The 25,769-nt window shown below is 70.4% G+C and carries 28 protein-coding genes and 1 pseudogene; 12 read left to right on the top strand and 17 right to left on the bottom strand.

Annotated elements, in window-relative coordinates; translation table 11 throughout:
- Nucleotides 1-183: 183 nt before the first annotated feature.
- From aceB to TFC3_RS21760, 7 genes are read left to right on the top strand one after another with little or no spacing between them, the layout of a single operon-like run.
- On the top strand, nt 184-1,713 hold the full coding sequence (aceB, locus tag TFC3_RS21790) for a malate synthase A (protein WP_067503001.1): 1,530 nt from the start codon (nt 184-186) through the stop codon (nt 1,711-1,713).
- Nucleotides 1,714-1,718: 5 nt separating this feature from the next.
- The gene (locus tag TFC3_RS21785) at nt 1,719-2,873 is read left to right on the top strand and encodes an aldolase/citrate lyase family protein (protein WP_067502999.1); all 1,155 of its coding nucleotides are present in this window, start codon (nt 1,719-1,721) and stop codon (nt 2,871-2,873) included.
- A gap of 26 nt (nt 2,874-2,899) precedes the next feature.
- Nucleotides 2,900-4,213, top strand: a complete 1,314-nt coding sequence (allB, locus tag TFC3_RS21780; protein ID WP_067502998.1) for an allantoinase AllB — start codon at nt 2,900-2,902, stop codon at nt 4,211-4,213.
- Entirely contained in the window at nt 4,214-5,218 is a 1,005-nt protein-coding gene (gene alc, locus TFC3_RS21775) for an allantoicase (RefSeq protein ID WP_067502996.1), read from the top strand. It abuts the gene before it with no gap.
- Between the two features lie 16 nt (nt 5,219-5,234).
- Nucleotides 5,235-6,431: a phosphotransferase family protein gene (locus TFC3_RS21770; RefSeq protein WP_067502994.1), complete on the top strand. Its 1,197-nt coding sequence runs from the start codon at nt 5,235-5,237 to the stop codon at nt 6,429-6,431.
- Between the two features lie 19 nt (nt 6,432-6,450).
- Nucleotides 6,451-7,545 (top strand): protein-L-isoaspartate O-methyltransferase, encoded by a 1,095-nt coding sequence (locus tag TFC3_RS21765; protein WP_067502993.1) that lies wholly within the window; start codon nt 6,451-6,453, stop codon nt 7,543-7,545.
- A 40-nt stretch (nt 7,546-7,585) separates the two neighbouring features.
- Nucleotides 7,586-8,224 (top strand): DUF4241 domain-containing protein, encoded by a 639-nt coding sequence (locus TFC3_RS21760; RefSeq protein ID WP_067502990.1) that lies wholly within the window; start codon nt 7,586-7,588, stop codon nt 8,222-8,224.
- Between the two features lie 56 nt (nt 8,225-8,280).
- Here TFC3_RS21760 and TFC3_RS21755 read toward each other — a convergent pair whose 3' ends face one another.
- Together TFC3_RS21755 and TFC3_RS40070 are read right to left on the bottom strand one after the other, a co-directional pair.
- Nucleotides 8,281-9,567, bottom strand: coding sequence for a hypothetical protein (locus TFC3_RS21755; protein WP_067502988.1), 1,287 nt, complete (start codon nt 9,565-9,567; stop codon nt 8,281-8,283).
- A gap of 76 nt (nt 9,568-9,643) precedes the next feature.
- Nucleotides 9,644-9,766: a hypothetical protein gene (locus tag TFC3_RS40070; protein ID WP_255363784.1), complete on the bottom strand. Its 123-nt coding sequence runs from the start codon at nt 9,764-9,766 to the stop codon at nt 9,644-9,646.
- Between the two features lie 118 nt (nt 9,767-9,884).
- Here TFC3_RS40070 and TFC3_RS21750 point away from each other — a divergent pair, with 118 nt between their 5' ends.
- From TFC3_RS21750 to TFC3_RS21740, 3 genes are all read left to right on the top strand, one after another.
- A complete protein-coding gene (locus TFC3_RS21750; protein ID WP_067502985.1) occupies nt 9,885-11,462 on the top strand; it encodes a phospholipase D-like domain-containing protein in 1,578 nt (525 codons plus the stop codon).
- 72 nt (nt 11,463-11,534) lie between these two features.
- Nucleotides 11,535-12,899, top strand: a complete 1,365-nt coding sequence (locus tag TFC3_RS21745) for a sensor histidine kinase (RefSeq protein WP_067502983.1) — start codon at nt 11,535-11,537, stop codon at nt 12,897-12,899.
- Complete coding sequence (locus TFC3_RS21740) at nt 12,896-13,534, top strand: response regulator transcription factor (protein WP_067502981.1); 639 nt, start codon at nt 12,896-12,898, stop codon at nt 13,532-13,534. The genes TFC3_RS21745 and TFC3_RS21740 overlap by 4 nt, the downstream gene beginning before the upstream one ends.
- A 447-nt stretch (nt 13,535-13,981) precedes the next feature.
- Here TFC3_RS21740 and TFC3_RS21735 read toward each other — a convergent pair whose 3' ends face one another.
- Both TFC3_RS21735 and TFC3_RS21730 read right to left on the bottom strand, forming a co-directional pair.
- The gene (locus tag TFC3_RS21735) at nt 13,982-14,716 is read right to left on the bottom strand and encodes an SDR family NAD(P)-dependent oxidoreductase (protein ID WP_067502979.1); all 735 of its coding nucleotides are present in this window, start codon (nt 14,714-14,716) and stop codon (nt 13,982-13,984) included.
- A gap of 105 nt (nt 14,717-14,821) precedes the next feature.
- Complete coding sequence (locus tag TFC3_RS21730; protein ID WP_067502976.1) at nt 14,822-15,406, bottom strand: TetR/AcrR family transcriptional regulator; 585 nt, start codon at nt 15,404-15,406, stop codon at nt 14,822-14,824.
- Nucleotides 15,407-15,510: 104 nt separating this feature from the next.
- Here TFC3_RS21730 and TFC3_RS21725 point away from each other — a divergent pair, with 104 nt between their 5' ends.
- Nucleotides 15,511-15,831: a hypothetical protein gene (locus TFC3_RS21725; protein ID WP_067502973.1), complete on the top strand. Its 321-nt coding sequence runs from the start codon at nt 15,511-15,513 to the stop codon at nt 15,829-15,831.
- On the opposite strand, the gene TFC3_RS38800 is transcribed toward TFC3_RS21725, so the two are convergent.
- The 11 genes and pseudogenes from TFC3_RS38800 to TFC3_RS21670 all read right to left on the bottom strand — a co-directional run bounded on the left by TFC3_RS38800 (nt 15,800) and on the right by TFC3_RS21670 (nt 21,838).
- Complete coding sequence (locus tag TFC3_RS38800; protein WP_201787195.1) at nt 15,800-15,949, bottom strand: hypothetical protein; 150 nt, start codon at nt 15,947-15,949, stop codon at nt 15,800-15,802. The two genes, TFC3_RS21725 and TFC3_RS38800, sit on opposite strands and share 32 nt — an antisense overlap.
- A gap of 241 nt (nt 15,950-16,190) precedes the next feature.
- Nucleotides 16,191-16,400 (bottom strand): hypothetical protein, encoded by a 210-nt coding sequence (locus TFC3_RS21715; RefSeq protein ID WP_067502970.1) that lies wholly within the window; start codon nt 16,398-16,400, stop codon nt 16,191-16,193.
- Nucleotides 16,401-16,428: 28 nt separating this feature from the next.
- Complete coding sequence (locus tag TFC3_RS21710) at nt 16,429-16,920, bottom strand: DUF4265 domain-containing protein (protein ID WP_161952651.1); 492 nt, start codon at nt 16,918-16,920, stop codon at nt 16,429-16,431.
- Between the two features lie 64 nt (nt 16,921-16,984).
- Nucleotides 16,985-17,218 (bottom strand): annotated as a pseudogene (locus tag TFC3_RS36110) (pirin-like C-terminal cupin domain-containing protein); the annotation flags it as partial.
- Nucleotides 17,219-17,344: 126 nt separating this feature from the next.
- Nucleotides 17,345-17,947, bottom strand: a complete 603-nt coding sequence (locus TFC3_RS21700; protein ID WP_067502961.1) for an HAD-IA family hydrolase — start codon at nt 17,945-17,947, stop codon at nt 17,345-17,347.
- Nucleotides 17,948-17,983: 36 nt separating this feature from the next.
- On the bottom strand, nt 17,984-18,406 hold the full coding sequence (locus tag TFC3_RS21695) for a hypothetical protein (RefSeq protein WP_067507218.1): 423 nt from the start codon (nt 18,404-18,406) through the stop codon (nt 17,984-17,986).
- A gap of 39 nt (nt 18,407-18,445) precedes the next feature.
- On the bottom strand, nt 18,446-19,048 hold the full coding sequence (locus TFC3_RS21690) for a Clp protease N-terminal domain-containing protein (protein WP_067502959.1): 603 nt from the start codon (nt 19,046-19,048) through the stop codon (nt 18,446-18,448).
- A gap of 1 nt (nt 19,049) precedes the next feature.
- Entirely contained in the window at nt 19,050-19,286 is a 237-nt protein-coding gene (locus tag TFC3_RS21685) for a hypothetical protein (RefSeq protein ID WP_067502956.1), read from the bottom strand.
- A 103-nt stretch (nt 19,287-19,389) separates the two neighbouring features.
- Nucleotides 19,390-19,599 (bottom strand): DUF3072 domain-containing protein, encoded by a 210-nt coding sequence (locus tag TFC3_RS21680; RefSeq protein WP_067502953.1) that lies wholly within the window; start codon nt 19,597-19,599, stop codon nt 19,390-19,392.
- 43 nt (nt 19,600-19,642) lie between these two features.
- A complete protein-coding gene (locus TFC3_RS21675; RefSeq protein ID WP_236718244.1) occupies nt 19,643-20,428 on the bottom strand; it encodes a VOC family protein in 786 nt (261 codons plus the stop codon).
- A 153-nt stretch (nt 20,429-20,581) separates the two neighbouring features.
- Nucleotides 20,582-21,838, bottom strand: a complete 1,257-nt coding sequence (locus tag TFC3_RS21670; protein ID WP_067502947.1) for a sodium:proton antiporter — start codon at nt 21,836-21,838, stop codon at nt 20,582-20,584.
- A gap of 68 nt (nt 21,839-21,906) precedes the next feature.
- On the opposite strand from TFC3_RS21670, the gene TFC3_RS21665 reads away from it, so the two are divergent.
- Nucleotides 21,907-22,689, top strand: a complete 783-nt coding sequence (locus TFC3_RS21665; protein ID WP_236718243.1) for an SDR family oxidoreductase — start codon at nt 21,907-21,909, stop codon at nt 22,687-22,689.
- Between the two features lie 201 nt (nt 22,690-22,890).
- On the opposite strand, the gene TFC3_RS21660 is transcribed toward TFC3_RS21665, so the two are convergent.
- A complete protein-coding gene (locus tag TFC3_RS21660) occupies nt 22,891-23,562 on the bottom strand; it encodes an HAD family hydrolase (protein ID WP_067502941.1) in 672 nt (223 codons plus the stop codon).
- 10 nt (nt 23,563-23,572) lie between these two features.
- Nucleotides 23,573-25,741 (bottom strand): SpoIIE family protein phosphatase, encoded by a 2,169-nt coding sequence (locus TFC3_RS21655; protein WP_082772214.1) that lies wholly within the window; start codon nt 25,739-25,741, stop codon nt 23,573-23,575.
- Nucleotides 25,742-25,769: the final 28 nt, after the last annotated feature.

Genomic DNA, 25,769 nt, shown 5'->3' with positions numbered 1-25,769 from the left:
GTCCCCCGTCAGGAGGGCGCCTCCCCACCAGGAGGACGCCATCTCCCGGCAGGAGGACGGCCGGGAGAAGGAAATAGAGCAGCGGCCCTCGATTCCCCGCGAGGGCCGCTGTTTCGTGCGCCGCCCCGAGCCGGACCGATAACGTACAGAAGGAGAGCCCGCCGTCCGAAGGGAGTCACCCCCGTGACCGAGATCCTGTCCGATGCGGCCGTGGCGTTCGTCGCCGAGCTGAACCGGCGGTTCCGCGGCCGCCGCAACGAGCTGCTGGCCGCGCGAGCCGAGCGCCGGGCCGCCATCGCCGCCGGGGGCTCGCTGGACTTCCTGAGCGAGACCGCCGAGATCCGCGCCGGGGACTGGACCGTGCCGGGCGCGCCCGCCGACCTCACCGACCGCCGCGTCGAGATCACCGGCCCCACCGAACGCAAGATGACCATCAACGCGCTCAACTCCGGGGCCAAGGTGTGGCTGGCCGACCTCGAGGACGCCAACACCCCGCACTGGGCCAACGTCATCGACGGCCAGCAGAACCTCTACGACGCCGTGCGCCGCGACATCAGCCTCAAGACCGACAAGAAGACGTACGAGCTGAGCGCCGGACCGTACCCCACAATCGTCGTGCGCCCCCGCGGCTGGCACCTGGACGAGCGGCACCTGCCGGTCGACGGTGAACCGGCGGTCGGTGCGCTCGTCGATTTCGGGCTCTACTTCTTTCACAACGCGAAGGAGCTGCTGGAACGCGGCAGTGGACCGTACTTCTATCTGCCCAAGATGGAATCGCACCACGAGGCCGCGCTGTGGAACGATGTCTTCACCTTCGCCCAGGAGCAGCTGGGCATCCCGGTCGGCTCGATCCGCGCCACTGTGCTGATCGAGACCATCCCCGCCGCGTTCGAGATGGACGAGATCCTGTGGGCGCTGCGCCCGCACATCTGCGGGCTCAACGCCGGACGCTGGGACTACCTGTTCAGCATCATCAAGTACTTCCGCGACAACCCGGCGATGGTGCTGCCCGACCGCGCGGCGGTGACCATGACCGCCCCGTTCATGCGCGCCTACACCGAGCTGCTGGTGTCGACCTGCCACCGCCGCGGCGCGTTCGCGATGGGTGGCATGGCTGCGTTCATCCCGAGCCGGCGCGACCCCGAGGTCAACGAGGTGGCCCTGGGTAAGGTCCGCGAGGACAAGGAACGCGAGGCCGGCGATGGCTTCGACGGCTCCTGGGTGGCCCATCCCGACCTGGTGCCGGTGTGCCGGGAGATCTTCGACAGGGTGCTGGGGGAGCGGCCCAACCAGCTCGACCGGCGCCGCGAGGAGGTCAGCGTCACGGCGGCGCAGCTGCTCGACGTGGCCGCCACTGCGGGTTCGGTGACCGAGGCGGGGCTGCGCTCGAACGTGTCGGTGGCGTTGCAGTACCTGGAGGCGTGGCTGCGCGGCAACGGCGCGGTGGCGATCTTCAACTTGATGGAGGATGCGGCCACCGCCGAGATCTCCCGCTCGCAGGTGTGGCAGTGGATCCACAACGGTGTGACGCTGCCGGACGGCACCCCGGTGACCGCTGAGCTGGTCACCCGGCTGGAGGACGAGGAGCTGGCCAAGATCGACCAGCCCGGGGGCAACCGCTTCGCCGAGGTGCGCACGTTGTTCGAGCGGGTGGCGCTGGCCGATGACTTCGCCGGCTTCCTCACCACCGCCGCCTACGACGCGATCGACTGAGCGCCGTGCGCCTTTCCGATCACGACTACGGCGCGTTCGACGATCGGCTCGCCGCGCACGACGCGTTCCTGCGTGACCGCTATCCGGGAGACCGGCCCGGACGTCAGCCGGTGCACACCGTCTACCTCGCCGCGGACCGCATCGCCGGCTTCCGCGACTGGGGGGCGCAGGCCCTGGCCGCCCTGGATGCCCACCCGCCGGTGCCGTTCCCGGCGGCGCGCGAGCAGCAGGTCCGCGAGAAACTGGCCACCGAGCCGATCGAGGATCTGCGGGTGGACTTCGAGGACGGCTACGGCGTGCGCGACGACGACCAGGAGGACGCCGCGGTCAAGCAGGCCGCGGCGGTGCTGCTCGAAGGCCCCCGCCCGCCGTTCGTGGGCCTGCGGATCAAGTCGCTGGAGTCGCCCACCCGGCATCGGGCACTGCGCACTCTGGACCTGTGGCTGGCGCACTTCCCCGAGCCGTTCATCATCACCCTGCCCAAGGTCAGCGGGCCGGCCCAGGTCGAGGCGATGGCCGCGCTGTGCGAACGACTGGAGACGCTGTACGGGCTGCCGCCGGGCACCCTGCGCTTCGAGATCCAGATCGAGCTGCCCGCAGCCGTGCTGGGCGCCGACGGGGTCGCCACAGTGGCCCGGCTGATCACCGCGGCGGCGGGCCGCTGCACCGGGCTGCATTACGGCACATACGACTACAGCGCGGCAGCCGGGGTGGCGGCTGCGCATCAGGCCCTGGACCATCCGGTTGCTGACTACGCCAAGGCGGTCATGCAGGCGGCTGCGGCGGGCACCGGGGTGCGTCTGTCCGATGGCTCGACAAACATTCTGCCGCTGGGCCCCGACATCGCCGTACACGAGGGTTGGGCGCTGCACCACCGGCTCGTGCGCCGCTCGTTGGAACGCGGCTTCTACCAGGGCTGGGACCTGCATCCGGCGCAGTTGCCGACCCGGTTCGCGGCGACGTACGCGTTCTTCGCCGACGGCATGGACGCCGCGGTGGTGCGCCTGCGCCGCTACCGGGACCGCCGCTCGGGGGGCATCCTCGACGAACCGGCCACCGCCCGCGCCCTGGCCGGCTATCTGCTGCGCGGGCTGGACTGCGGCGCGCTGTCCAGCGAGGCGGTCGGTTTCAGCCGGGCTGAGCTGGTCGCCCTCTCCTGAGCCGCGGGGACCGTTACGCTCGGCGCATGGCCGATCTCGTTGTGCGATCCCGGCGCACCGTCACCCCTGGCGGTGAGCGCCCAGCCGCCATCTCGATCACCAACCAGAAGATCACTTCCATCGACCCGTACGACCACAGCCCCCCGGCCGCCGTCGAGCTGGACCTCGGCGATCTCGCGTTGCTCCCCGGTCTCGTCGACACCCACGTGCACGTCAACGAACCGGGTCGTACCGCCTGGGAAGGGTTCGCCACCGCCACCCGCGCGGCCGCCGCCGGCGGGGTCACCGCCATCGTGGACATGCCCCTGAACAGCCTGCCCCCGACCGTCAGCACCGAGGCGCTCGCCGTCAAGAAGGCCGCCGCCGGTGGCCAGATCCACATCGACGTGGGCTTCTGGGGCGGCGCGATCCCGGGCAACGCCGCCGACCTGCCCGCCATGCACGCCGCAGGGGTGTACGGCTTCAAGGCGTTCCTGGCCGATTCGGGCGTGCCGGAATTCCCGCCGCTGGACGCCGCTGAGCTGGCCACGGCTCTGGCCGCGGTGGACGCCCAGTTCGTCATCCACGCCGAGGACCCGGAGCACCTGCACGCGGGCGCGTCGTCCCCGTCGTACCGTCAATTTCTCGCCTCGCGTCCCCCGCAGGCCGAGCATGCCGCCGTTGCGACCGCCATTGCCGCCGCCCGCACCGCCGGCGCCCGCGTGCACATCCTGCATCTGTCCGCCGCCTCCGCGCTGCCGTTGATCGCCGCCGCGCAGGCCGAGGGGCTGCGCGTGACCGCCGAAACCTGCCCGCACTACTTGACCCTGGACGCCGCCGAGGTCCCCGACGGTGCCACCGAGTTCAAGTGCTGCCCGCCGATCCGGGACACCGCCAATCGCGAGCAGCTGTGGTCCGCGCTGGCCGACGGCCTGATCGCCTGCGTTGTCAGCGACCACTCGCCGTGCACCCCCGAGCTCAAACGCCGCGACACCGGCGACTTCGCGGCGGCCTGGGGTGGCATCGCCTCGCTGCAGCTGGGCCTGCCGATCATCTGGACCGCCGCCCGGGCCCGCGGGCACACCCTGGCCCAGGTCGTGGACTGGATGGCCCGCCGGCCAGCCGACCTGGTGGGGCTCACGGGCAAGGGCCGGATCGCCGTGGGCGCCGACGCCGACCTGGTCGCCTTCGACCCCGGCGCCACCTTCGTGGTCGACCCGCCGGCCCTGCACCACCGCAATCCCATCACCCCGTACGCCGGGCGCACGCTGACCGGAGTGGTCCGCACGACTTGGCTGCGCGGGCGCACGGTGACCGGCGAAGCCCCTGACGGCCGCTTCCTGACCCGAGGAGACTCCTGAATGGAAGAGTTCACGCTGCTGCCCGACCTTGCGTCGCGCCTGTTCGGCGGTGGGGTGGTGTTCGCCACCGACGAGTTCTTCGCCGCCGCCGACCACCTGGTCGAGCCGGCCGCGCCGGTGTTCGCCCCGAAGACCTTTGGCCAGAAGGGACAGGTGTACGACGGCTGGGAAACCCGGCGACGCCGCGACCAGGGCACCCACGACTCCGCGATCGTGCGGCTCGGCGCGCCCGGGATGGTGCACGGCGTCGACATCGACACCGCGTTCTTTACCGGTAACTTCCCGCCGTACGCCTCGGTCGACGCCTGCGCGGTGGAGGGCTACCCGGACCCGTTACAGCTCGCCGAGGCGCCCTGGCAGCCGATCGTGCGCCGCTCACCGCTCAGCGGCGACAGCCAGAACCTGTTCCCCGTGGACTCGCGCGAGCGTTTCACCCATGTACGGCTGAACATCTACCCCGACGGCGGGGTGGCCCGGCTGCGCGTGCACGGCGAGATCGTGCCCGACCCGCGCCTGCTGCCCGCCGTGTTCGACGTCGCCGCTGCCGAGTACGGCGCTCGCATCGCCAGCTGCAGCAACATGTTCTACGGCCACCCACAGCACCTGATCAACCCGGGGCTGGCCCGGTCCATGGGCGACGGCTGGGAAACAGCGCGGCGCCGCGACGACGGCAACGACTGGGTGCTGGTGCAACTCGCCGCGCCCGCCGTGGTTGAGCTCGCCGAGCTGGACACCAGCCACTTCAAGGGCAACGCTCCCGGCAGCGCCACCCTGCGTGGCATCGACGCGCGCCTCGGGCTGCTCGACGACCCGACCGACTGGTTTGAGCTGCTGCCGCAGATCCGGCTCAGCCCGGACACCCGCCACCGCTTCCCGATCCCGGTGGTGCCGGTGGCCACCCACGTGCGCCTGGACATCTACCCCGACGGGGGCATGGCCCGCCTGCGCCTGTACGGCCGTCCGGACACCGGCGCACTGCGCGCCCGCTACGAGGCCACTACATAGGTATACGTTCGCATGCGTGAATCGGATAGTGACGCTGGTGCTCGTCGACGCGGCCGGGACGGTGCTCGGTGCGCTGCCCCCGTTCGAGACGCCGGTCCCGTGGTGGCAGGAGAGTGCCGACCTGGTCGCTGAGGCCCGGCACCGGCACGGCGTCGAGGTGAGCATCCTGCGCCTGCTCAGCAGCTCCCACCCGGCACCGCCCGGCGGCAAGATCACCTATCTGGCGCAGGTGGACACCCCGGTACGGACCGAGCTGACCCCCGTCGACCTGCGGTTGGACGATGAGCCGCTGCGCGCGCCTTGGGTCGTACCCGATGGTCCGCAGGCTTCTGTGCGGTGGGCGCTGCAACACCTGCCTCCCGGGGCGCAGCCGGTGCAGAGGCGCACCTGGAACCTGTCCTCGATCTGGCGCTTCGACCTCGGCGGACGTCCCGTGGCCTGGCTCAAGCAGGTGCCCGCCTTTTTCGCCCATGAGCCGGGCCTGCTCACCCTGCTCGCCTCACACACCCGGCTGGCGGTGCCCGAAGTGCTGGCCGTCGGTGACGCGGGCCGGATGCTGCTGGCCCACATCCCCGGCGAGGACCAGTACGGCGCCGGCGCCGATTTCCGCGCCGAGGTGGCGCGCGACCTGCACCCCGTTCAAGAACACTTCGCCACCCGTACGGACACCCTGCGTCAAGCCGGCCTGCCCGACCGCCGCCTCGACCCGAGCCGGCTCACCCGCGTCGCCGAACCCTGGCTGGAGCACATCGACGGCCTCGACGACCTGCTCGACGAGATCCCCGCCCGGCTGGCCGCCATCGCAGCGTGCGGGCTGCCCGACACCCTCGTGCACGGCGACCTGCACCCCGGCAACGTACGCGCGCAACCCGGCGGCCCGCGCACGATCATCGACTGGGGTGACGCCGGCATCGGGCATCCCGCGTCCGACATGATCCGGCTGACCGGCGGGATCGCGGGCCGCGCGGTGCTCGACGCGTGGGCGCAGCGCTGGCAGGCGTCGGTGCCCGGGAGCGAGCCGCTGGCCGCCCTGGAGCTGATCCGCCCGGTGACCGCGCTGCACCAGGCGGTCACCTACCAGCACTTGCTCGACCACATCGAGCCCGCCGAGCACCCTTACCACGCAGCGGACGTGCCGCGCTGTCTGTCCGAAGCGGTCGCCGCCGCGCAGCCCAGCGACCCGAGGGCCGCGGCCCGCCTCGATGCCCGGTGAGCCGACTACCGTGGCAGGAGTGAGCGACCTGGGGCGCCGCCTGGTGGACGAGATCGAACGCGACGGCGGCCCGTTGCCGGCCGCGCTGGCTGCCGCGTTCGCCGCGGTGCCCCGCGAGGCCTTCGTCGCCGAGGGCTTCCAGCGCCGCGACGGTCGCTGGGCGACCCCCGGCACCGCTGGCTTCCTCGACACCGTCTACCGCGACGACGTGCTGGTCACCAAGGTCGATGCCGGGGTGCCCGTGAGCTCGTCGAGCCAGCCGTCGCTGATGGCGATCATGTTGGACGCGCTCGCCGTCGTCCCCGGCGACCGGGTGCTGGAGATCGGCGCGGGCACCGGCTACAACGCGGCCCTGCTGACCCGGCTGGGCGCCGAGGTGACCAGCGTCGACGTGCAGGCCGACGTGGCCGAGCGAGCCCGGCTGGCGTTGCTGCACGCCGGGATCGCCGGCGTGCGGGTGCTGACCGGCGACGGGTACGCGGGCTCGCCCGGCGACCGCTTCGACAAGGTGATCGTCACCGTCGGCGTGGCCGGGGTGTCCCCGCAGTGGCTGGCGCAGGCCCGGCCCGGCCTGGTGGTGGTGCCCGTCCAGCATGCCGGGACCCATCCGGTACTGGCCGTACGCGGCGAGCCGGGCGGCCCCGTGACCGCCTCGGTGATCTGCTCCTCGGGCTTCATGACCGCGGCCGGCCCGCTGAGCGCGGCGCACCCGGCCGGGCACCCGGCGCCAGTGAGCTCGGGCGGGCTGACCGGCCTGCACCCGGCGGCCCCGGCCCGCTGGCCGCGTCCGCTGACGTCGCTGCGCTACCGCGACCTCTGGTACGCCGCCGGGGTGTGGAGCACCCGCGCCACCCACGCCGCGCTGCCCGGCCAGCAGCAGAACACCTTGATCCTGCTCGACGACGCGGGCACCGGCGGCGCGGCGATCCTGCCCGACGGCACGGTGCTGGCCGGCGGCCCCGAAGCCGCCCGCTGCGCCACCACCGCGGCCACCATCCTGGACCGCTGGCAAGCCGCCGGCCACCCGCCGATGCAGGCCTGGCGCGTCACCCTGCGCCCGGCCGGCGACCCGTCGGCCCCGATCCTGGCCCCCGCAACCTGGGAACTCACCTGACACCAAAATTCTGTCGGTACCCACCGATAGGGTCCCCGGCATGGCTGTGGACATCGGTGAGCTGCTGGGTCTGCTCCTGACCGAGCACGCACACCAATCCGACGACAGATACCACTACCGCCTCACGATGGTCCCGGCCGGCGAGGTCACCTTGCCGACCGGCCGCGTGGTGGCCTGCGACCCGCTGGTGCACACGGGGTCGGCACCCCCGTTCACCGTGGCGGTGAGCCCGGGACGCTATCGGCTGAGAGCCTGGGTGGCGATCGCCACCGCTGGCGGATTGGAGATCGAGCGGCGCACGGCCGCGCTGCAACTGGTCGTGCGCGACGAGCCCGCGGCGGCCTGGGAGCCGGCCCGGATGAGCGACGCCGGCCCGCCCGCCGTGCTCGACGAGGATGGCTTCGCGGCCTACCCGGCGGATTCGGGCACCGGCACCCTGGCCGACGAGCGGGCGCTGGCCGGGCTCGCCCGCTGGCCCTACGAGCGGCTGGAAAGCACTTATCTGGCCGATCAGAGCGCCGCAGCCCCCGCAGTGGTGGACGCGGTCACCGACGACGACACCGGCGCCAACGTGGTGGCCGTGCAGACCGGCTGGCACGACGGCGGCTACGCGACGTTCGTGGGTCGCACGGCCGGGGGTGCGGTGGCCAGCTTCGTCACGGACTTCCGCGTGCTCTGAGCATCGGGGATGACCGGCCCGTCCGCGGGCCGGTCATCCCCTTGGCGAGCCGGTGCTCACTGCGGGAATGCGTTCGGGTCGACGTCGCTGGTCGAGGCGTTGCCGGCGATCGACGGGGTCAGCGTGATGGTCCAGATCGTCGAGGCCGCCGACGTGGTGCTGAACTTGAACGAGTCGTCGAACTTGCTGAACGAGCAGTCCCGGGTGAAGCCCTTACGAGCCTTGTCATAGTCCTCACCGGTTGCCGAGAAGACCCGGTACGTCCCGTCCTTGATGCCCTTGGCGGTGAACGAGCCGCCGCCGCGGACGTACACCGTCATGATCGGCTTGGGTTTGGCGCCCTTGACCGGCACCAGCGAGATCGTGGTGTCATCGGCGCCGTTCTCGATCTTCAGGTGGCCCAGCCCGCCGGACGCCCGCTTGACGTAGGTGCCGGTCTTGAGCCGGCGCTTCTGCTCCTTGGGTGCGGCGGGCAGGAACGAGCCGAACTTGTACGACGCGTTCGCCCCGGCCAGCTTCTTGGCGTCCTTGCGGATGTTGTCGGCCCAGCCCGAACGCAGCAGCTCGGTATACGGCGACGCGGCCGGGCACTCGCCCTTGGTCTCCCCGGTCTCCTGCACCATCGTGCCCAGGCTCTGCAGTTCGGTGGCAAGCAACACGTGCGCCTGCGCGGCACCGTCCGGGGGAGTGGTCTTGAGCAGCTTGGCCGCCTCCGCGCGCAGGGTGCTGGCGGCGGCCGGGGCAGCCTTGGTGAACGCGGCGCTGCTGCTCGTGTTGAGCTTGCTGAACGCCGCCTTGATCGCGGTGTCCGAGCCGGTCAGCAACTGGGCGTAGGCCTGCGGGCTGATCGGCGCCGCGGACGGCGAACCCGGCTTCGGCGAGGTGGAGGAGATGATCGAGTTGCGGGTGCCGTTCTGCGCCTCGGCATCGTCATCATCGCCACCGGTGAACGCGCGGACCACGCCGAAACAGCCGATCGCCAGCAGCGCCGCCACGCCGAAGCCGATGATTTTCGTGCCCCGGCCGGACTTCCCGGGCGCGGCCGGCGCCGACGCAGGCGCCAGCCCGAATGGCTGACCGGGATACTGCTGCTGGCCGGGAAAAGGCTGCGGCGGGTAGGGCGCGCCAGGTGGCGGCATAAAGGGCATGGTCACGCGTATGGTCACGGCGACCCGGCCGCTGGGCGTGTCGACCCAGATGACCGTGCCGTCCACGGTTCCCGGCGGCACGGCGACGTTCATCGCCCCGTGCGTGGGCGACCAGACCGCCTTGATGGTGCCGGCCGCGGCCTCGGCCGGTGGAACTTCGATGGTTGCGCTGTGAAAACCCGGCTCCCCCGTCATACCGAGAAGTATGAATGAAAGCCGTCCGGGCTCGCTGCCCGCTCCCACCCGCTCCGGTCAACCGGACATTTCGCCTTCAGGAAATCAAGAACATCGCTCCGACGCCGAGCACGACCAGCAGGAGCATGGCGATCAGCAGGCCGCGCTCGGAGGCCTGGGCGGCGGGGGCTACGGTCGTGGTGAGGGGCTCGGTGCTCATAGGTGTGTCCTTCGACGCTCATGCGGTGTGTGCTGCGCCGCGATGGCCGGCTCTTCGGGTGCACTATGCCGTCGGGCGGCCTAGCGTGAGGGCGTCATCGACCTCGGAAGGATCGCCGGTGCTACTGCAAGACTGGTTCCTCACCAGCCAGGAGCGGGGCAACCCTGATTCCGACATACCCACCTGGTGCGAGGGAAACACCGCCGAGCCGCTGTTCCATGGCAAAACGTATTTCGAACGGCTGGTGAACGAGGTCGAACAACTCGGTGACGGCGATCACCTGTTCTTCACCGACTGGCGTGGCGACCCCGATGAGCGGCTGCGCGACGAAGGTCCGACCATCGCCGAGCTGTTCGCCGCGGCAGCCAAGCGCGGAGTCGTGGTCAAGGGTCTGCTGTGGCGCTCGCACATCGACAAGCTGGCCTACAGCGAGGAAGAGAACCGGGACCTGAGCGAGGACCTGGCGGCCGCCGGGGGCGAGGTGCTGCTGGATCAACGGGTACGCCGGGGTGGTTCGCATCACCAGAAGCTCGTGATCCTGCGCCACCCGGGTCACCCCGAGCGCGACATCGCCTTTGCCGGGGGCATCGACCTGTGCCACAGCCGCCGCGACGACGAGCAGCATCATGGTGACCCGCAGGCGGTTGCGATGTCCTCGGCGTACGGGAAAAACCCGCCCTGGCACGACGTGCAGCTGGCCCTGCGCGGCCCGGTCGTCGGCGCGCTCGACCACACCTTCCGCGAGCGCTGGAACGATCCCACCCCGCTGGACCAGAACGGCCCCATCTCCACGATCACCGACAAGCTCAAGCACGCCGACATGCGCGCCGACCGCCTGCCCCCGCAGCCGCCGGACCCCGAGCCGGTCGGCTCGCACAACATCCAGGTCCTGCGCACCTACCCGGCGATGCGCCCACCCTACGACTTTGCGGGCAAGGGTGAGCAGAGCATCGCCCGCGGTTACACGAAAGCCATCAAACGGGCACGCCGGCTGATCTACCTCGAGGACCAGTACCTGTGGTCCAAGGAGGTGGCCCAGTTGTTCGCCGAGGCGCTCAACGACCACCCCGGCCTGCACCTGATCGCCGTCGTCCCGCGTCACCCCGATGTGGACGGTCGCTTCGCGCTGCCGCCGAACCAGATCGGCCGCGCCGAGGCCATCGCGTTGTGCCGCAGAGCCGCGCCCGACCGCGTACACGTCTTCGATGTGGAAAACCACGAGGGCACGCCGGTATATGTGCACGCCAAGGTCTGCGTCGTTGACGACGTCTGGGCGAGCGTGGGCAGCGACAACTTCAACCGCCGGTCCTGGACCCACGACAGCGAGTTGTCGTGTGCGGTGCTCGACGAGACCCGCGACGCGCGTGCGCCGGCCGATCCCGCCGGTCTGGGCGACGGTGCCCGCACCTATGCCCGCGACCTGCGGCTGGCCCTCATGCGCGAACACCTCGACCGCACCGACGATCACGACCTTCTCGACCCGGACTCAGCGGTACGAACAATCAGCGCGGCCGCCGACGAGCTGCTGGCCTGGCACGACGGTGGCCGCCGCGGCCCCCGCCCACCGGGAAGGCTGATGCCCCACCGCCCCGAACGCCTGCCCTGGCACCAGCGCATCTGGGCAATCCCGGCCTACCGCCTCATGTACGACCCCGACGGCCGCCCCTGGCGCGACCGCCGAGCCGGCACTTGGTAGACCTGGCTATACCCCGAACACTAGTCCTGGACGGCTGGTTCACCCCCGGCGCCGTTCCATAGCGTCGAACCCGTGCAAACAACCCTGCTGAGCCGACGCTATCTGCTGACCAGCGGCCCCTGGCGGTCCCTGGTCTACCTCGTGACCACCCTGCCCATCGCCGCCCCCGTGTCCATCGCGGCCGGCCTGCTTGTGCTGCCCTACGTGGCCACCGCCGACCACCTGCAGGACGGTCTGCCACCCACCGGGGCGTTGCTGTTCCTCATGCTCGTCGCGCTGATCCTGTTCGCCGGCTTCGGCCCGCTGATCGCCGTGCCACTCGGCATCGTCGAGCGCGCCCGCCTGGCCCTGATCGACCACCGCCCAGTGCCTTCGCCGCACCCGCCAGCGCCCCGCGACCCCATCACCTGGCTGCGCGCCCGCTACGCCGAAACCGCCACCTGGCGCGAACTGGCCTACCTGCTGTTCCTGGCCACCATCATCCCCGCCGCATACGCGATCATCGCCCTGCTGGTCATGCTCGACGTGGCGTTCCTGCTGAGCCCGCTCTATGCCACCAGCACCGCCGGCCTGACCCTCGGCACCTACACCGTGCACAACCCGGGACAGGCCGTGCCGTTCGTGCTCCTCGGCCTGATGCTGGCCCCGGCGCTGGGCTACGTGATCGGCGCCCTCGCCACCGCCCAGGGCGCAGTGGCCCGCGCCTTGCTCGCCGACCCGTCCGGCTTGGCCCTGCGCGAGGTGTCGCAATCCCGCGCCCGCCTGGCCGACGCCTTCGACCTGGAACGCCGCCGAATCGAACGCGACCTGCACGACGGCGCCCAGCACCGCCTGACCAGCCTCACCCTGCACCTGGGCATGGCCAAACTGGACACCCCACCCGACTCCCCGGCCGCCGAACCACTCAGCAAGGCCCACGACCAGGCCAAGGACCTCATGGTCGTGCTCCGAGACCTGATCTACGGCATCCGCCCCCAGGAACTCACCGACCTGGGCCTGCCCGCAGCCCTGCGCGAACTGGCCGGCCGCTCACCCCTACCCGTGTCGGTAACCATCGCCGACGGCGTCTCCCGCCCCTCGGAGCAGACCGAAGCAACCGCCTACTTCGCCGCCTCCGAAGCCCTGGCCAACGTGGTCAAACACGCAAACGCCACCCGAGCCGACATTTTCCTGGCCCAAGCCGGCCCCACCCTCATCCTGGAAGTCCGCGACGACGGCCAAGGCGGCGCCACCCCCGCTCCCGCCTCCAGCACCGGCTCCTTCTCCGGCACAGGCTCCCCGCTCACCACCGGCACCCCCTCCGGCTCCGGCGCCGCCGCCCTCACTGCCGGCACCGGCCTGACCGGTTTGGCCGACCGCATCTCCGCCACCAACGGCCGCCTCCTGCTCTCCAGCCCGCCCGGCGGCCCCACCCTGCTCCGCATCGAGCTGCCATGACCCGTGTCGTACTTGCCGAGGACGGCCTGCTCTTGCGCGAAGGCCTGGTCAGCGTGCTGGCCCGCTTCGGCTTCGAGGTCTGCGCCGCCGTGGGCAACGCCGAAGAGTTGGTCTGCGTGGTAGCCGAGCACACCCCCGACCTGGTCATCACCGACCTCCGCATGCCGCCCACCTTCCGCGACGAGGGACTGCAAGCCGCCCTGGCCCTGCGACGCATCCGCCCCGACCTGGCCGTCGTGGTCCTCAGTCAATACGTCCAACCCGAATACGCCACAGCCCTGCTCGCCACCGGCACCGGAGTCGGCTACCTGCTCAAAGACCGGGTAGCCGACGTCAACGACTTCGCCGCCTCGCTGCGCACGGTGACCGAAGGCGGAACCGTCATCGACCCCGACGTAGTACGACGCCTACTCAACCGCCCCTCCACCCCTTTGGCCGCACTGTCCAACCGGGAACGTGAGGTTCTCGCCCTGATCGCCGAAGGCCACTCCAACTCCGCTGTCGCCGGGCGGTTGAACGTCACCGAAGCTGGGGTGGCCAAGCATGTCGGCAACATTCTCGCCAAGCTTGATCTGCCGCCGGCTGAGGACACCAACCGGCGGGTTCTTGCTGTTCTTACCTATCTGCGGGCTTGAATCCATTGCGTCAGGCCGCGGGTGGATCTCTTGCGGGGGACGGTTGGGCTGGCCGGTTTGGAGACTCACCCAACGATTACGCGACCAGTGCCGGCGAAGAGCGATTTTCCATGCCGTGTCGTTGCGGCGCCGCGGTATCACCGGCAACGACTGAGAGCTCCTGGACTTGCAGCGGCGATACGGTGTCCATTGGGTGCCTGGCCTATGGGACAGAACTGGCCTATGGGACAGCTTCCGCCACGCGGCCGAGGACCGCGGTACGGCACCGCCCTGACCTCGGCGCAATCGGACGTGTCGGTCACGCCAGGAGCGCCTGCCGTCCGGATCGCCGCCCCTTGGCCGTCATGCCTCAACCCTGCATCAGCGGTCCATGCGGCGCATTGCCTCCCGCGCGGACTCCGCGCAGCACGCGGGCACCATCGGCCGGGAGGATGGCGCCGGCGGTGGTCAGATCTGGGCGAAACCACCGTCGACCGCGAGGTCGGCGCCGTTGACGTAGCTGGATGCGTCCGACGCGAGGAAGACGGCTGCCGCGGCAATTTCCTCCGGTTCGGCCAGCCGGCCCACGGGGATCGTGGCGGCTGCGGCGGCGAGTTCTTCCGGCGGGACCAGGTCGATCAGGCCCTGCGTACGGGTTCCGCCGGGCGAGATCATGTTGATGCGGTACCGCCCGGCCTTGGCGCCATGGGCGAACCCGCGGACCAGATTCCGGGTCGCGGCCTTGGTTGCCCCGTACACGGGGAGGAACGGCTGCGGGCGCGTGGCGGCCGTCGATCCGGTGAGGATGATCGACGCTCCGGGGGAAAGCAGCGGCAGCGCCTTCTGCACGGTGAACAGTGAGCCCTTGACGTTGGTGGTGAACATGGCGTCGAACTGCTCCTCGGTGATCTCACCCAGCGGGGCGGCGATCCCGATCCCGGCGTTGGCAACCAGGACGTCGATCCGGCCCGCCTGCTCGGCCACCGTCGCGTACAGGCCGTCGAGATCCTCCAACCGGCCCACATCGGTACGGACGCCGGTCACCTGTGGCCCGAGCTCGGCCTCGACCTCGTCGAGCTGGGCCTGGCGACGGCCGGTGACGAAGACCCGAGCACCCTCGGCGTGGTAGGCCCGGGCAATTGCCAGTCCGATGCCCGCGTTAGCCCCGGTAATTACCGCGACCTTGTTTTCCAGCACTCCCACGGCTACTCCTACGCTAGTTGTTGACGACCTGGTCAATAACACAAGTTTTGGACCGTGTGGTCAATAACTAGGGCAGCGTTGTGACGCGGGGCACCTGGGAGGCGGCTATGTACGGAAGACGCGGAGTGCGTCGAGGGCGACCGCGGTGAGGGCGCCACGGTCGACACCGGAGCGGCCGAGCAGCTCCATGCCCCGGGTGATGGCGACGAAGTACATGGCCAGCGACGGCACGTTCGTGTCGGCGGGCAGGTCGCCGTTCGCGTGCGCCAGCGCCAGGCAGTGCCCGTAGATCCCGGCGAGCTGTTCGATGCCGGCCTTGGTGACCGTTGCGAGCTGATCGGACTCGCCGGTCGATTCGACGAGGGCGCGCGTGGTGAGCGAAACCCGGCTGTCGCTGCGGCTGAACTCGATCGCCATGCGCAGCATGTGCCCGCGGATCCGCTCGACCGGGGAGGCGTCGCCATGTTCAAGGGCTTCCGAGACGGCCCGCGCCGCCTCCTCGCGGTCCTCCGAGAGCGCCCGCAGGAACAGCTCCCGCTTGCCGCCGAACGCGTTGTACAGGCTTTGCTTGCCAAGCCCGGTCGCCTGCACCAGATCGTCCAGCGTCGTAGCGGCCAGCCCGTTGACGGCGAAAACCTCGCCGGCGCTGCTGACGACGTCGCGTTCGACGAACTTGCGGGGGCGTGCCATACCCCCAGGCTAGAGGGTCAATACGCTCAAGCGGCGTGGGGCATCAGGCAATGGAAGGGGTACGAGCCATGGCAATAACATCGGGAGGTACGCCCGGCCCACGCTTGACTGGCGAGCTGGCCGCGCTGGACAACAACGTCTACGGCTTCCTGCACAACGTCGCCGACCCACAACCGCTTGCCCACGCGTTCGTGCGCCTGGGATGGTCGGCCCGATGGTCGGCGGAGGACGAGTATGAGGTCGAGTGTTCGTGGTGCCGGCTGAACCTCTGGAACTCCGGCGGGATGGCGAAATTCGCCGGAGTGGTGGAGCCGGCCAGCGTCAACCGGCTGGCGGAAACCCTGGGTTCCCTCGGCGTCGACCACGAAATCGAGCTGTATGACGTGGAGGGCGTCAAAATTGAGCCGCCCGGGCCCGAGCCTTGATCGCGGAAACGACGTCGGTCTTGGCGCTCGCGTAGTCGTTCATGTCATCCCAGCCCCGGCTGATCAGGGACCATTTGACGTCCTCGTACAGCGCGCGGTCGATCGCGTTTGGTTTCACGAACGCGCAGCTCGTATCCGGCGGCCAGCAGGGCGTCGAGGTGGAGCCAATGTGCTCGACCTCGATGTCCAGGGTCGCCAGTGCCGCAAGGATCCGGCGCCGGTGCTCCCGGTAGTCCTGGGCCTACCGGGCGTCGTAGCTGTGCAGATCCAGCTTGAGCGCCGCCGGGCCACCGATGATCTCGGCCACCGTGACGTCCGGCCGGCGCGGCTTGCTGCTGTTGTTCGTCAGCACGGTGGGGTCAGCTCTGGGGTTCGGGGTCCGGGCGGTTCGCTCGGGTCTGGTTGATACCGGCGTTGGTGCTGCCGTCGGCCGGGGTGTCCGCGGTCGGCGCCTCGTCCGTGGTGAACGTGCCGGTCTCCGAGGTGCCGGTCACCTGCTGGTCGGTGCTGGCACCGGCGCCGGGGGTGAAGTCCGGTTCGCCGGCGCCGGGGTGCGCGCTTGTACTCATGCTCAGCGCGTACCCCGCCGCCGCTCGCTTACGCCTCGGCCTCATCGGCCGCTATCCACGCGGCGCCGACGCAGGCTTCCTCGTAGTCCCACCAGTCCTCGCGTACCCCGTCCTTCAAGAGCCGCTGGACCGGCACCACGTCGACCTCCGGTGGCACATCGAAGGCAAGCAGGCCCCACTGCGGCGAGCCTTCACCGGCCACACCCAGCGGCGCGAACATCTCCGAGACCCGTTGCAGCGAGCCGTTCAGCGGGCCGTCCTGGTTGACGAACACCCGGATCGTGCAGTGCCCCGACCAGTGCAGCCGCTTGCCGGCCAGCAGATCACCGGTCTCGGCTCGATGCACCCGGAACAGGTCTCCCCAGGCGACGCCGTAAGCCAAGCTCGGCACGTTGCGCAAGCGCACCGCATCCGCCGTCACCCACTGCGCCCACAGACATTCCCGATTGCCGGGCGGCCACTGTTCGCTGACCCGGGGCAGATCGAATCCGACCTCAACAAGCTGCTCATTCCTCTTCACGGGCGAGAGCCTGCTCAGCCGGTGCCGGACGCGCATCCAGCCCCTGTGGATAACTCGGCAGCGGTCAGTCGGGGTGCGGCATCTTCCCGGCCGGGATGACGCCGAGGCGGCCCTTCTGGAAGTCCTCGAACGCCTGCTCGGGTTCCTCGCGGGTGTTCATTACGAACGGGCCGTAGTGTGCCACCGGCTATGACGTAGACCAGCACTTGTAGTCCGGCTGCCACGGCAGGTCGAGCTGGGCGCTTGGCTGCAGGGTGACGTGGGCCAGGTTGATCGGCGTGCGGGTGGAGCCGGGGCCGGGGGCCTCGGAGAGCACGACCAGCACGTGGTGGTCGGAAATGCTCAACCCGGTGGCGGCCCGCAGCTCGTCCTCCAGGTGCGTCTGCAACGCCCGGGATTTGTCGATGTACGCTCGCCGCAGCCCTCAGCCCAGCAGTGGGATCAGCTCTCCGAGGTCCTTGATGCGCAGGTCGCCGTCGACGCCCTTGAGCGCGGCCACCATCGCCCCGGCCGCACGCCCCGCGGTCACGCCCACCTCGGCGTCCTCCACGACCAGGCACTTCTCCGGTGCCACCCCCAGCAGCTCCGCGCCGCGCAGGTAGCCCTCCGGGTCCGGCTTGCCTGCGCTGATGTCCTCGACCGTGACGAGCGCCGGGGCCTCGATGCCCGCCGCGGCCAGGCGCGCCTTGGCCAGCCGGACATCCGCGCTGGTCACCACGGCCCAGGGCAGTGTGAGCGAAGCCAGCAACTTGTGGGCGTACCTGGTAGGGACGACGTCTGTCAGATCGTCATACTGCAATTCCAGTTGACGCTCGGCTGCCCGGGTGACGCCGGCTTCGTCCAGGTCGGGGCGTATCAGGCGAACAGTGCGGCCGGCCGGTGCGCCGTGGGCGATCGCCATCACCGCGGCCGGGTCGACACCGTACTCGCCTGCCCACACCGTCCAGGCGCGTTCCACGGCGGCGTCCGAGTCGACGAGGGTGCCGTCCATGTCGAAGAGAACGGCTTCGATGGCGCCTGGATCCACGGGTGCCTCCCAATATGCTCGCCTACCGAGTATAACTCATCCGCGGTAGTAGACCCGCACCTCGTAGCCGGTGCGCATGGGGTGCCAGCCGATGTCGTCAACGGCCAGGACCTCCGGGCGGCCAGCCAGCCAGGACGCCGCCATCTGCAAGGCCTCCGACGGCGTCGCCCCGGTGAACGTCATGCGCAGCGCCTCCCGCTCGGCCGCCGCCGGGGCGTGCCGGGGGAACGTCTCGGCCGTCAGCGTGGGCTCGGGGCCGGTGACCACCGCCGTGGGCCCGATAGCCTTGCCGTCGAGCACGCCCTGCACGAACCAGTCGTTGATTGTCTCGTCGTGCTCCACGGCCCAGCCGCTGATCTGCCCGAGATCGGTGGCGATGGCATGCTTGGCGTTGTCCAGCGCGGAGTCGAGGGTTTCGACCTCGAGTTCCTCGCCGTTGTACTCGACCCGGTACGTCATGGCGCCCTCGGTACCCACCCGGCCGGAAAAGTAGGCTGGTTACGCGGCCTCGTAATTCAACGATTGCGTCAGCTCCGCGCGCAGCCGTTCGACGTTCACCTTGCGCTCGGCCAGGATCTGCATCGCCAGGCCCTGGCCCTCGCGGAGAATGCCCAGCAGGAGGTGCTCCGGCGCGATGTAGTTGTGCTTGAGCCGCAACGCCTCGCGCAACGACAGCTCCAGCACCTTCTTGTTGCGCTTCGAAAACGGGATGTGCCCGCCACCGCCGCCACTGAACAGCCGGCGCAGCGGCCCCGGCCCGGATCCCGGTTTCTCGCGGGCGAGCTGCAACGCGCCCGGTCCGAAATTCTGCTCGATGGCCCGGCGTACCGCGTCCAGGTCGATGCCGATGGCCTTGAGAGCCTCGCGGTCGGCGGTGTCGGTGTCCTCGTCCGGGTCGTCCGGCGCGGGACCGGTGAGGCGGGTGATGCCGGCGCGGACGTCGTCGAAGGTGACGGTCAGCGCCGGTGCGGTGAACGCCGGCTCTTCGAGCAGCGCCAGCAGCAGGTGCTCGGTGCCGATCGGCCGCTGGTTCAGCTCGCGCGCCAGGAACTGGGCTCGGATGACCGCCTCGCGGGCGGGGTGGGTGAATCGTTCGAACATGTCAGTTCCCCTGGGAGTTCGTGGTCGGGACGCGGTTCGCGTGTTTTTTGTGCACGCCCTGGCGGGTCACCTCGAGGGCGTCCGCGATCTCCTGCCAGGACCAGCCGTTGCGGCGCGCGTTCGCCACCTGGAGCAGCTCGAGGCCCTCCAGCAGGCGGCGCAGGGCCACGACCGCGCGCAGGCCGACCCGGGGGTCAGCGCTGCCGGCGGCGGCAGCGAGGTCGGTTGCTTCCGTCATGCTGTCAACGTAAGTTGACACAGGCGGAATGTCAACCATGGTTGACGAGGTGGGCAGCAAAAGGGGCCCTTCCGCTGGTGCGGAAGGGCCCCTGGGAAAACTGCTACTGGCCGCGGCCGGTCTTGCCCTGCAGGTCGTCGATCATCTGGGACGCCTCTGCCTTGGTCAGCTCCTCGGGCACGTCCTCGTGTGCCTCGGAAGCCAGCGTGTGCAGGTACGACTCCTGGGCCCCGGTGGCCGGCTCGTCGCCGGTTGTCCAGTCGGCCGGGTCCTTGATCGTGTTCGAGGCCGGAGCCTGTTCGTTCGCCGCCATGGCGCCTCCTCGTATCAACATGAAGCCGATTCGAACAGGCGTATCAGTACCCCCCGAACGTCAACTCCATGCCTGACTCGGCGTTCAGTTGCATGGTGAGCTCGATCGGCACGCTCGCCGGCGCCGCGATCGAGAAGGGAACACCCCAGGGATCGAGCAGTTCCGCGTACGTTCCAAAGCCCGTTTCGGCCACCCCGGAGATCACCGTGCCGCCGTACGCCCGGCAGTCCTCCAGCGTCTCGGTGCAGTCGGCGACCTGGAACGCCGCGCGCCACCAACTGCCGCCGCGACTGGGGGCAAGCCCGGCCATCGCGTCGTGGGCGGTGGTGATCCATTCGCCGCGGGTGCCGTCGCTGCCGTACTCGTCGCGCAACAGCCAGCCGAACGCCTGGCCGTAGAAGCGAGCCGCCGCCACCGCGTCATCGGTGAGCAGCTCGGGAAAGGTCATCGTGCCCGGTTCGCCGCCGACCTGGGCGCCGGTGAAGTCGCGGGGCTCCCAGATGCCCAGCGTGGCCCCGGCCGGATCGGCGATCACCGCGCTACGTCCGCCGTGACCCTCGGCGGGCTCGCCGATCAGGCGGCCGCCGGCCTCGCGGGCGCGCATGATCGACGCCTCGAGGTTGTGTTCGGTGAGGTAGGTCATCCACCCCTGTGGCCGGTCGGCCCGGGTGCGGGTGAGCCCGGCGGCCGCACGGCCACCCAGCTTGAATCGGTCACCCGCCGGCTCCCAGCCGAAGAGCCGGGAATAGAACTCGGCTGCCCGGGCGGGATCCGCGCTCGCCAGCTCAACCCAGCAGGGTGTCCCCGGCGCAAAGCCCCGTAAACGCATCGGCCGCACCTTTCGTCGTCCATCGTGGATTACCGGCCTGGGGGAGGTGCCGATTACTTTACAGGTATGAATACGCTCCGCCACCACGCCCGGGTTCAATGTCCTAAATAAACTACGGTTCGGCGGCTCGACAATTACCCACAGCAATGTCGATTACTGAGCGTGTCGCTCTTCCGGGGTGCGGGACCGCTCGTTCATTCGGTCCAGAAGCCGCATCACGGGCGTCACCGCAACACCGTGCAACACCACGCTCACGAGGATGACGAATCCTACTGTCGCCCATATGACATCCATCGCCGGGAACGATGCGTGGCTCATTGCGTACGACAGGTAATAAATGCTGCCGATGCCCCGGATACCAAAGGCCGCGATGACCCAATGCTCGGTGGCATGCCCCGGGGCGCCGCGCAGCGACAGGAATCCGGCAAGCGGCCGGACGACGAAGACAAGGGCGAGCCCGACCAGTGCGGCCTGCCACGTGAGCGGCTTGAGCAACCCGCCGACGATCGCGCCGCCCAGCAGCAGGAGCAGCAGCACGGTCAGCAACCGTTCGATCTGCTCGGCGAACTCGTGCAGCACCTGGTGGTACTCGTGCGAGCGTTGCGCCGATCGGATCCCGCGAGCGGCAATGAAGACCGCGAGAAACCCATAACCCCCGGCAACTTCGGCCAGCCCGTACGCGAGGAAGGTCGCCGCCAGCGCCAGGAACCCCTCGGAGTGGTGGGCCAGGCGCAGCTTCTTGTTGCGGGCCCGGAAGAACAGCTGGCCCAGGAACCTACCGACGAGCAGGCCGCCCACCACGCCGACGAGGATCTTGTAACCGACGTCCTTGAGGCCCCACTCGGCCCAGCTGAACGTGCCCAGGGCCAGGGCGATCGCCGCGTAGACGAACGGGAAGGCCAGCCCGTCGTTGAGCCCGGCCTCGGAGGTCAGCGCGAACCGTACCTCGTCCTCGGAGTCCTCCTCATCGGTCGGCTCACCCACCTGCACATCCGCGGCCAGCACCGGGTCGGTCGGGGCCAGCGCGCCGCCCAGGAGCAAAGCCGCCGCCGGTACGAGCCCAGCCCACCACCACCCGAGCAGCGCGACCGCCGCGATGGTCACCGGCATGGCGATGATCAGCAGTCGCCATGTCGAGGTCCAGCGGCCCCTTGCCAGCGGACGGTCGATCTTGAGCCCGGCACCCATCAGCGCCACAATCACGCACACCTCGGTGAGGTGCTGGGTCAGCTTCGGATGGGCGAACGGGTCGGCATCGGGCAGGTCCAGGGGTAGCGCGAAGACCACCATGCCCAGAGCGAGGAACACGATCGGCATGGACATCGGCCGGCGTTCGAGAACCCGGGGGAGGATGCCGGCCAGCAGGGCGCCCACACCGAAGAGGGCGAAGAGAAGGTCGCTCAGTTGCACGCACAATCACTGCCCCTCGATGGGGTCAACCATGCCGGTGCGGGTAAGCGGGCGCTATGACCCATCCCATGACCGCCATCGTCACCGGATCCGAGTCGGGCATCGGACGCGCCGTCGCGGTAGCGCTTGCCGAGGCCGGGTACGACATCGGCATCAGCGCCTACCGCGACGCCGGGCATGCCCGCAGCACCGCCGACGAGGTCCGTAAGGCCGGCCGGCGCGCCGAGATCCGCGATCTGGACCTGACCCGGCTGCCGGCGGCGGCGGCGGTGATCGACGAGCTGGCCGACGCCCTGGGCAGCGTCGGTGTGCTGGTCAACTGCGCCGGCACGGGCACCGCCACCCCGGTTGTCGACACCGAGTGGCAGGACTGGCGCGAGGTGCTCTCGGTCGACCTGGACGGGCCGTTCCTGTGCGCCCAGCGGGCCGCACGCAGGATGATCGCGGCCGGTCAGGGTGGCCGGATCATCAACATCACCAGCGTGCACGAGACCGCCCCTCGGGTCGGCTCCGGCGCGTACTGCGCGGCCAAGGGCGGCCTGGGGCTGCTCACCAAGGTGATGGCGCAGGAGCTTGCTGAGCACGCCATCACGGTCAACGCGGTGGCACCCGGCGAGATCGCCACCCCGATGACCGGGCAGGAGGACGTCGACCCGCACACCGAGCGCCGCCCCGGGGTGCCGCTGGGCCGCCCCGGCGACGCCCGCGAGGTGGCCGCGGTGGTGGCGTTCCTGGCGAGCCCGGCGGCGTCGTACGTGACCGGCGCCTCGTGGCTGGTGGACGGCGGCATGCTGCTGATGGGCCCGCAGGCAGGCTCGCATCTGGACAGCGACAAATGGCGGCGGCCGTGACGGGCGCTCGATCGGTGTCATGGGCGTCGATGACGTCGCGGCAGAACCGCAAGCTGCTCGTTGAGGATCAGCTCATCACGGCGTGGTCCGAGGAGTTCGCACGGGCGGTGGCTGGCTCGTCGCCAGCCACCCCATGAAGCTGGCCGGCGCCGAACCGGCAGCTCCGCCGCAGGTTTCCACCAGGCTGGCGCCGCTACACGCTCAGCGCAGCTTGCTCAGGTACGACTGGTCCAGGTGGGCGAGCAGATCGGCCGGGTTCTCGTACGTCTCCACCGCCCCGGCCTCGCGCAGCTCGGCGGCGCTGGTGCCACCGCAGGCCAGCCCGATGCACGCGATGTTGAGCTTGGCCGCGGCCTTGACGTCCCACACCGCGTCGCCCACGTACACGCTGTGCTGGGGGTCGACGCCGGACTGCTCCAGTGCTGCCTGCAGGATGTCCGGCTCGGGTTTGCTCTGCTCGGCATCCGAGGAGGAGGTAGCCGCGGTGATCACGTCGTCGGCGTCCACCACGCGGCGTAGCTGCTTGAGTTCCTCGCTCTTGGCCGAGGATGCCAGCACCACCGCCAGCCCGCGCCCGGCGCAGGCCCGCAGCAGGTCGGCCGCACCGGGTAGCGGGCGCAGACGCTCCCACCAGGCGCCGTACAGCACGTCGTGGGCGGTGGACAGCTCGTCGTCCTTCGACTTGTCGCGGCGGTCGCCGAGCAGGTGCTCGACCAGCTTGTCCGAGCCCATGCCGATGCCCCGGTGGATCTCCGCCATGGGTACGTCGTGATCGCTCTGCCGCAGCGCCTCCCACCAGGCGACCGCGTGCAGGTACGTGGTGTCGACCAGGGTGCCGTCGACGTCGAAGAGGACCCCTCGTTTAGCTGTCATGCCCAGGCACTTACCCCTTTTTCGGGGCAGGTATGAGCATCTCGAACCACACGGTTGAGCCGCGCACTGTCGGGTCTGTGCCCCAGGTGTCGCTGAGTTCCTCGATCAAGCCGAGCCCGCGTCCGCGGCTGCTCAGGGCGTCGGTGCGGGCCCGGGTGACCGCCCCGCGGGTGCCGGTGTCGGCCACCGAGACGAGCAGCCGCTCGGCGCTCAGGTCGATGTGCACCTGGGCGGGGGTGCCGGCGTGCAGCAGCGCGTTGGTGGTCAGCTCGCTGGTGCACAGGATGGCCGCCCCGATCACCGGCTCGGGCACCGACCAGTCGCGCAGCCGGGTGCTCATCCACTGGCGGACCCGGCTCGGTCCGGTCGGCTCGGCGGGCACCAGCATCGTCGCGGACCGGCTCAGCGCGACCGCCCGCTCCACCGCCAGCACGGCCACGTCGTCGTCGGTCGGCCCGCTCACCGCCGCCGTGGCCAGCGCGCACAGGTTGCGCGGGTCGCCGCTGGCCGCTGCCGCGGTGGCCGCCACCAGGTCGTCGAGCCCGGCGCTGAGCGGGCGTTCGCGGCGCTCGACCACGCCGTCGCTGTACATCAGGATCGTGTCGCCCGGCTCGAGCTGCACGGTGGCCGACTGCCACCGGCCACCCAGCCCGAGCGGTGCACCCGGCGGCACCGTCACCAGCGCCGCGGTGGCTTCGCCACGTCCGGCCCGGCGCAGCACCGGCGGCGGGTGACCGGCGCTGGCCAGCGTTATCGTGCCGTTGGCCGGGTCGAGCACCCCGTACACCACGGTCACGAAGATTTCCTCGTTGCGCGACTCGGCCCCCAGCGAGCCGACCAGCCGGTCCAGCCCGGCCAGCACGGTCGGCGGCGCGGCGTCGGTCAGCGCCAGGGCTCGCAGCGCCGCGCGCACCTGGCCCATCACCGCGGCGGCCCGCACGTCGTGCCCGGCCACGTCGCCGAGCACCATGGCCAGGCGCCCGTCGGCCAGCTCGAACGCGTCGTAGAAGTCGCCGCCGGCCGCGTTGCCGTCCACGCCCACGTCGTAGCGCGCGGCGATGCGGAAGCGGTCCAGCTCGGGCAGGTGCTCCGGCAGCATCGAGCGTTGCAGTAGCTGGGCGGTGCCGTGCTGGGCCTCGAACCGGCGGGCCCGCTCGGCGGCCTGGGCCACCAGTTCGGCGATCGCATAGAGCAGGGCGCGCTCGGCCGGCAACCACGAGTGGGTCGCGCGGTAGCCCATGGTCAGCGCGCCGGTCAGCGACTCCGTGGTCAGCGGCATCGCGGCCAGCGCCCGCACCCGCCGCTCGTGCCGGTCGGTGGCGATCGTGGCCAGCGGCGCGCCGTCGGAGGTGAACGAGGGCCGTCCGCTCTGCGCCGCGGTGACCATCGGGGCGTCCACGTCGGCGCCGATCCGCTTCCACAGCGGGGGCAGCCGCTCGTCCGCCTCGTCCATCATCTCGCCGCGGATGCGCCGCACGAAGCGGAACTCGTCACCGTCGTCAACAGCAAAAACACAGTGATCAACATCGAAGGAGGCCATCGCGTACGTCAGGACGACGCGCGCCACGTCATCGATGGTCAGCGCGGAGGCCAGCTTGGCGGTCAGCTCGCCCAGGCTCTGCAGGCGCCGGGTGACGTGGGTGGTCTCCGCGGCGACGGTCAGCACCCCGGCGACAGCGCCGCGCTGGTCGCGTACCACGGAATGGCCCCTGGTGAACGAGGCCTGCTCGACGTGATTTCCGCGCGGGACCGCTATCTGGGTCTCGGCCTCGAGGAACGACTGACCGGTGCGGTGGACGTCGGTGACCACCCCGCCCAGGCCCGGGTTCTGCCACGCCTCGCCGAACACCCCGGCGGCTGGCGTGCCGAGCGCGGCGGGATGCTTGGCCCCGAGCACGTCGGCGTAGGCGTCGTTGTAGATCATCACGAAGTCGTCGCCGCAGGCCAGCGCCATCGGAACCGGCGAGGTGAGCAGCATCTCGACGGTGGCTTGCACGGCCGGGTCCCAGGAGTCGCGCGCGCCCAGCGGAGTGGTGTCCCAGGCGAACCCGGCGACAAGGTCGGCACATTTCCCGGCACGCGCCGGCATATCGACGTCCGAGGCGGGTAAGGCAGTCCCCGGCGAGGGCTCCGGCGCAGGTAACGCTGTCATTGCCGAAGGGCTCCCCATGCCGACCATGCCATGAGCGTAGCCCGCCTCGGCCGTT

Origin of the sequence: Actinoplanes sp. TFC3, from assembly GCF_001553785.1 — a bacterium.
Classification (GTDB): domain Bacteria; phylum Actinomycetota; class Actinomycetes; order Mycobacteriales; family Micromonosporaceae; genus Actinoplanes.
This window is presented reverse-complemented; position numbering and strand designations above follow the sequence as displayed.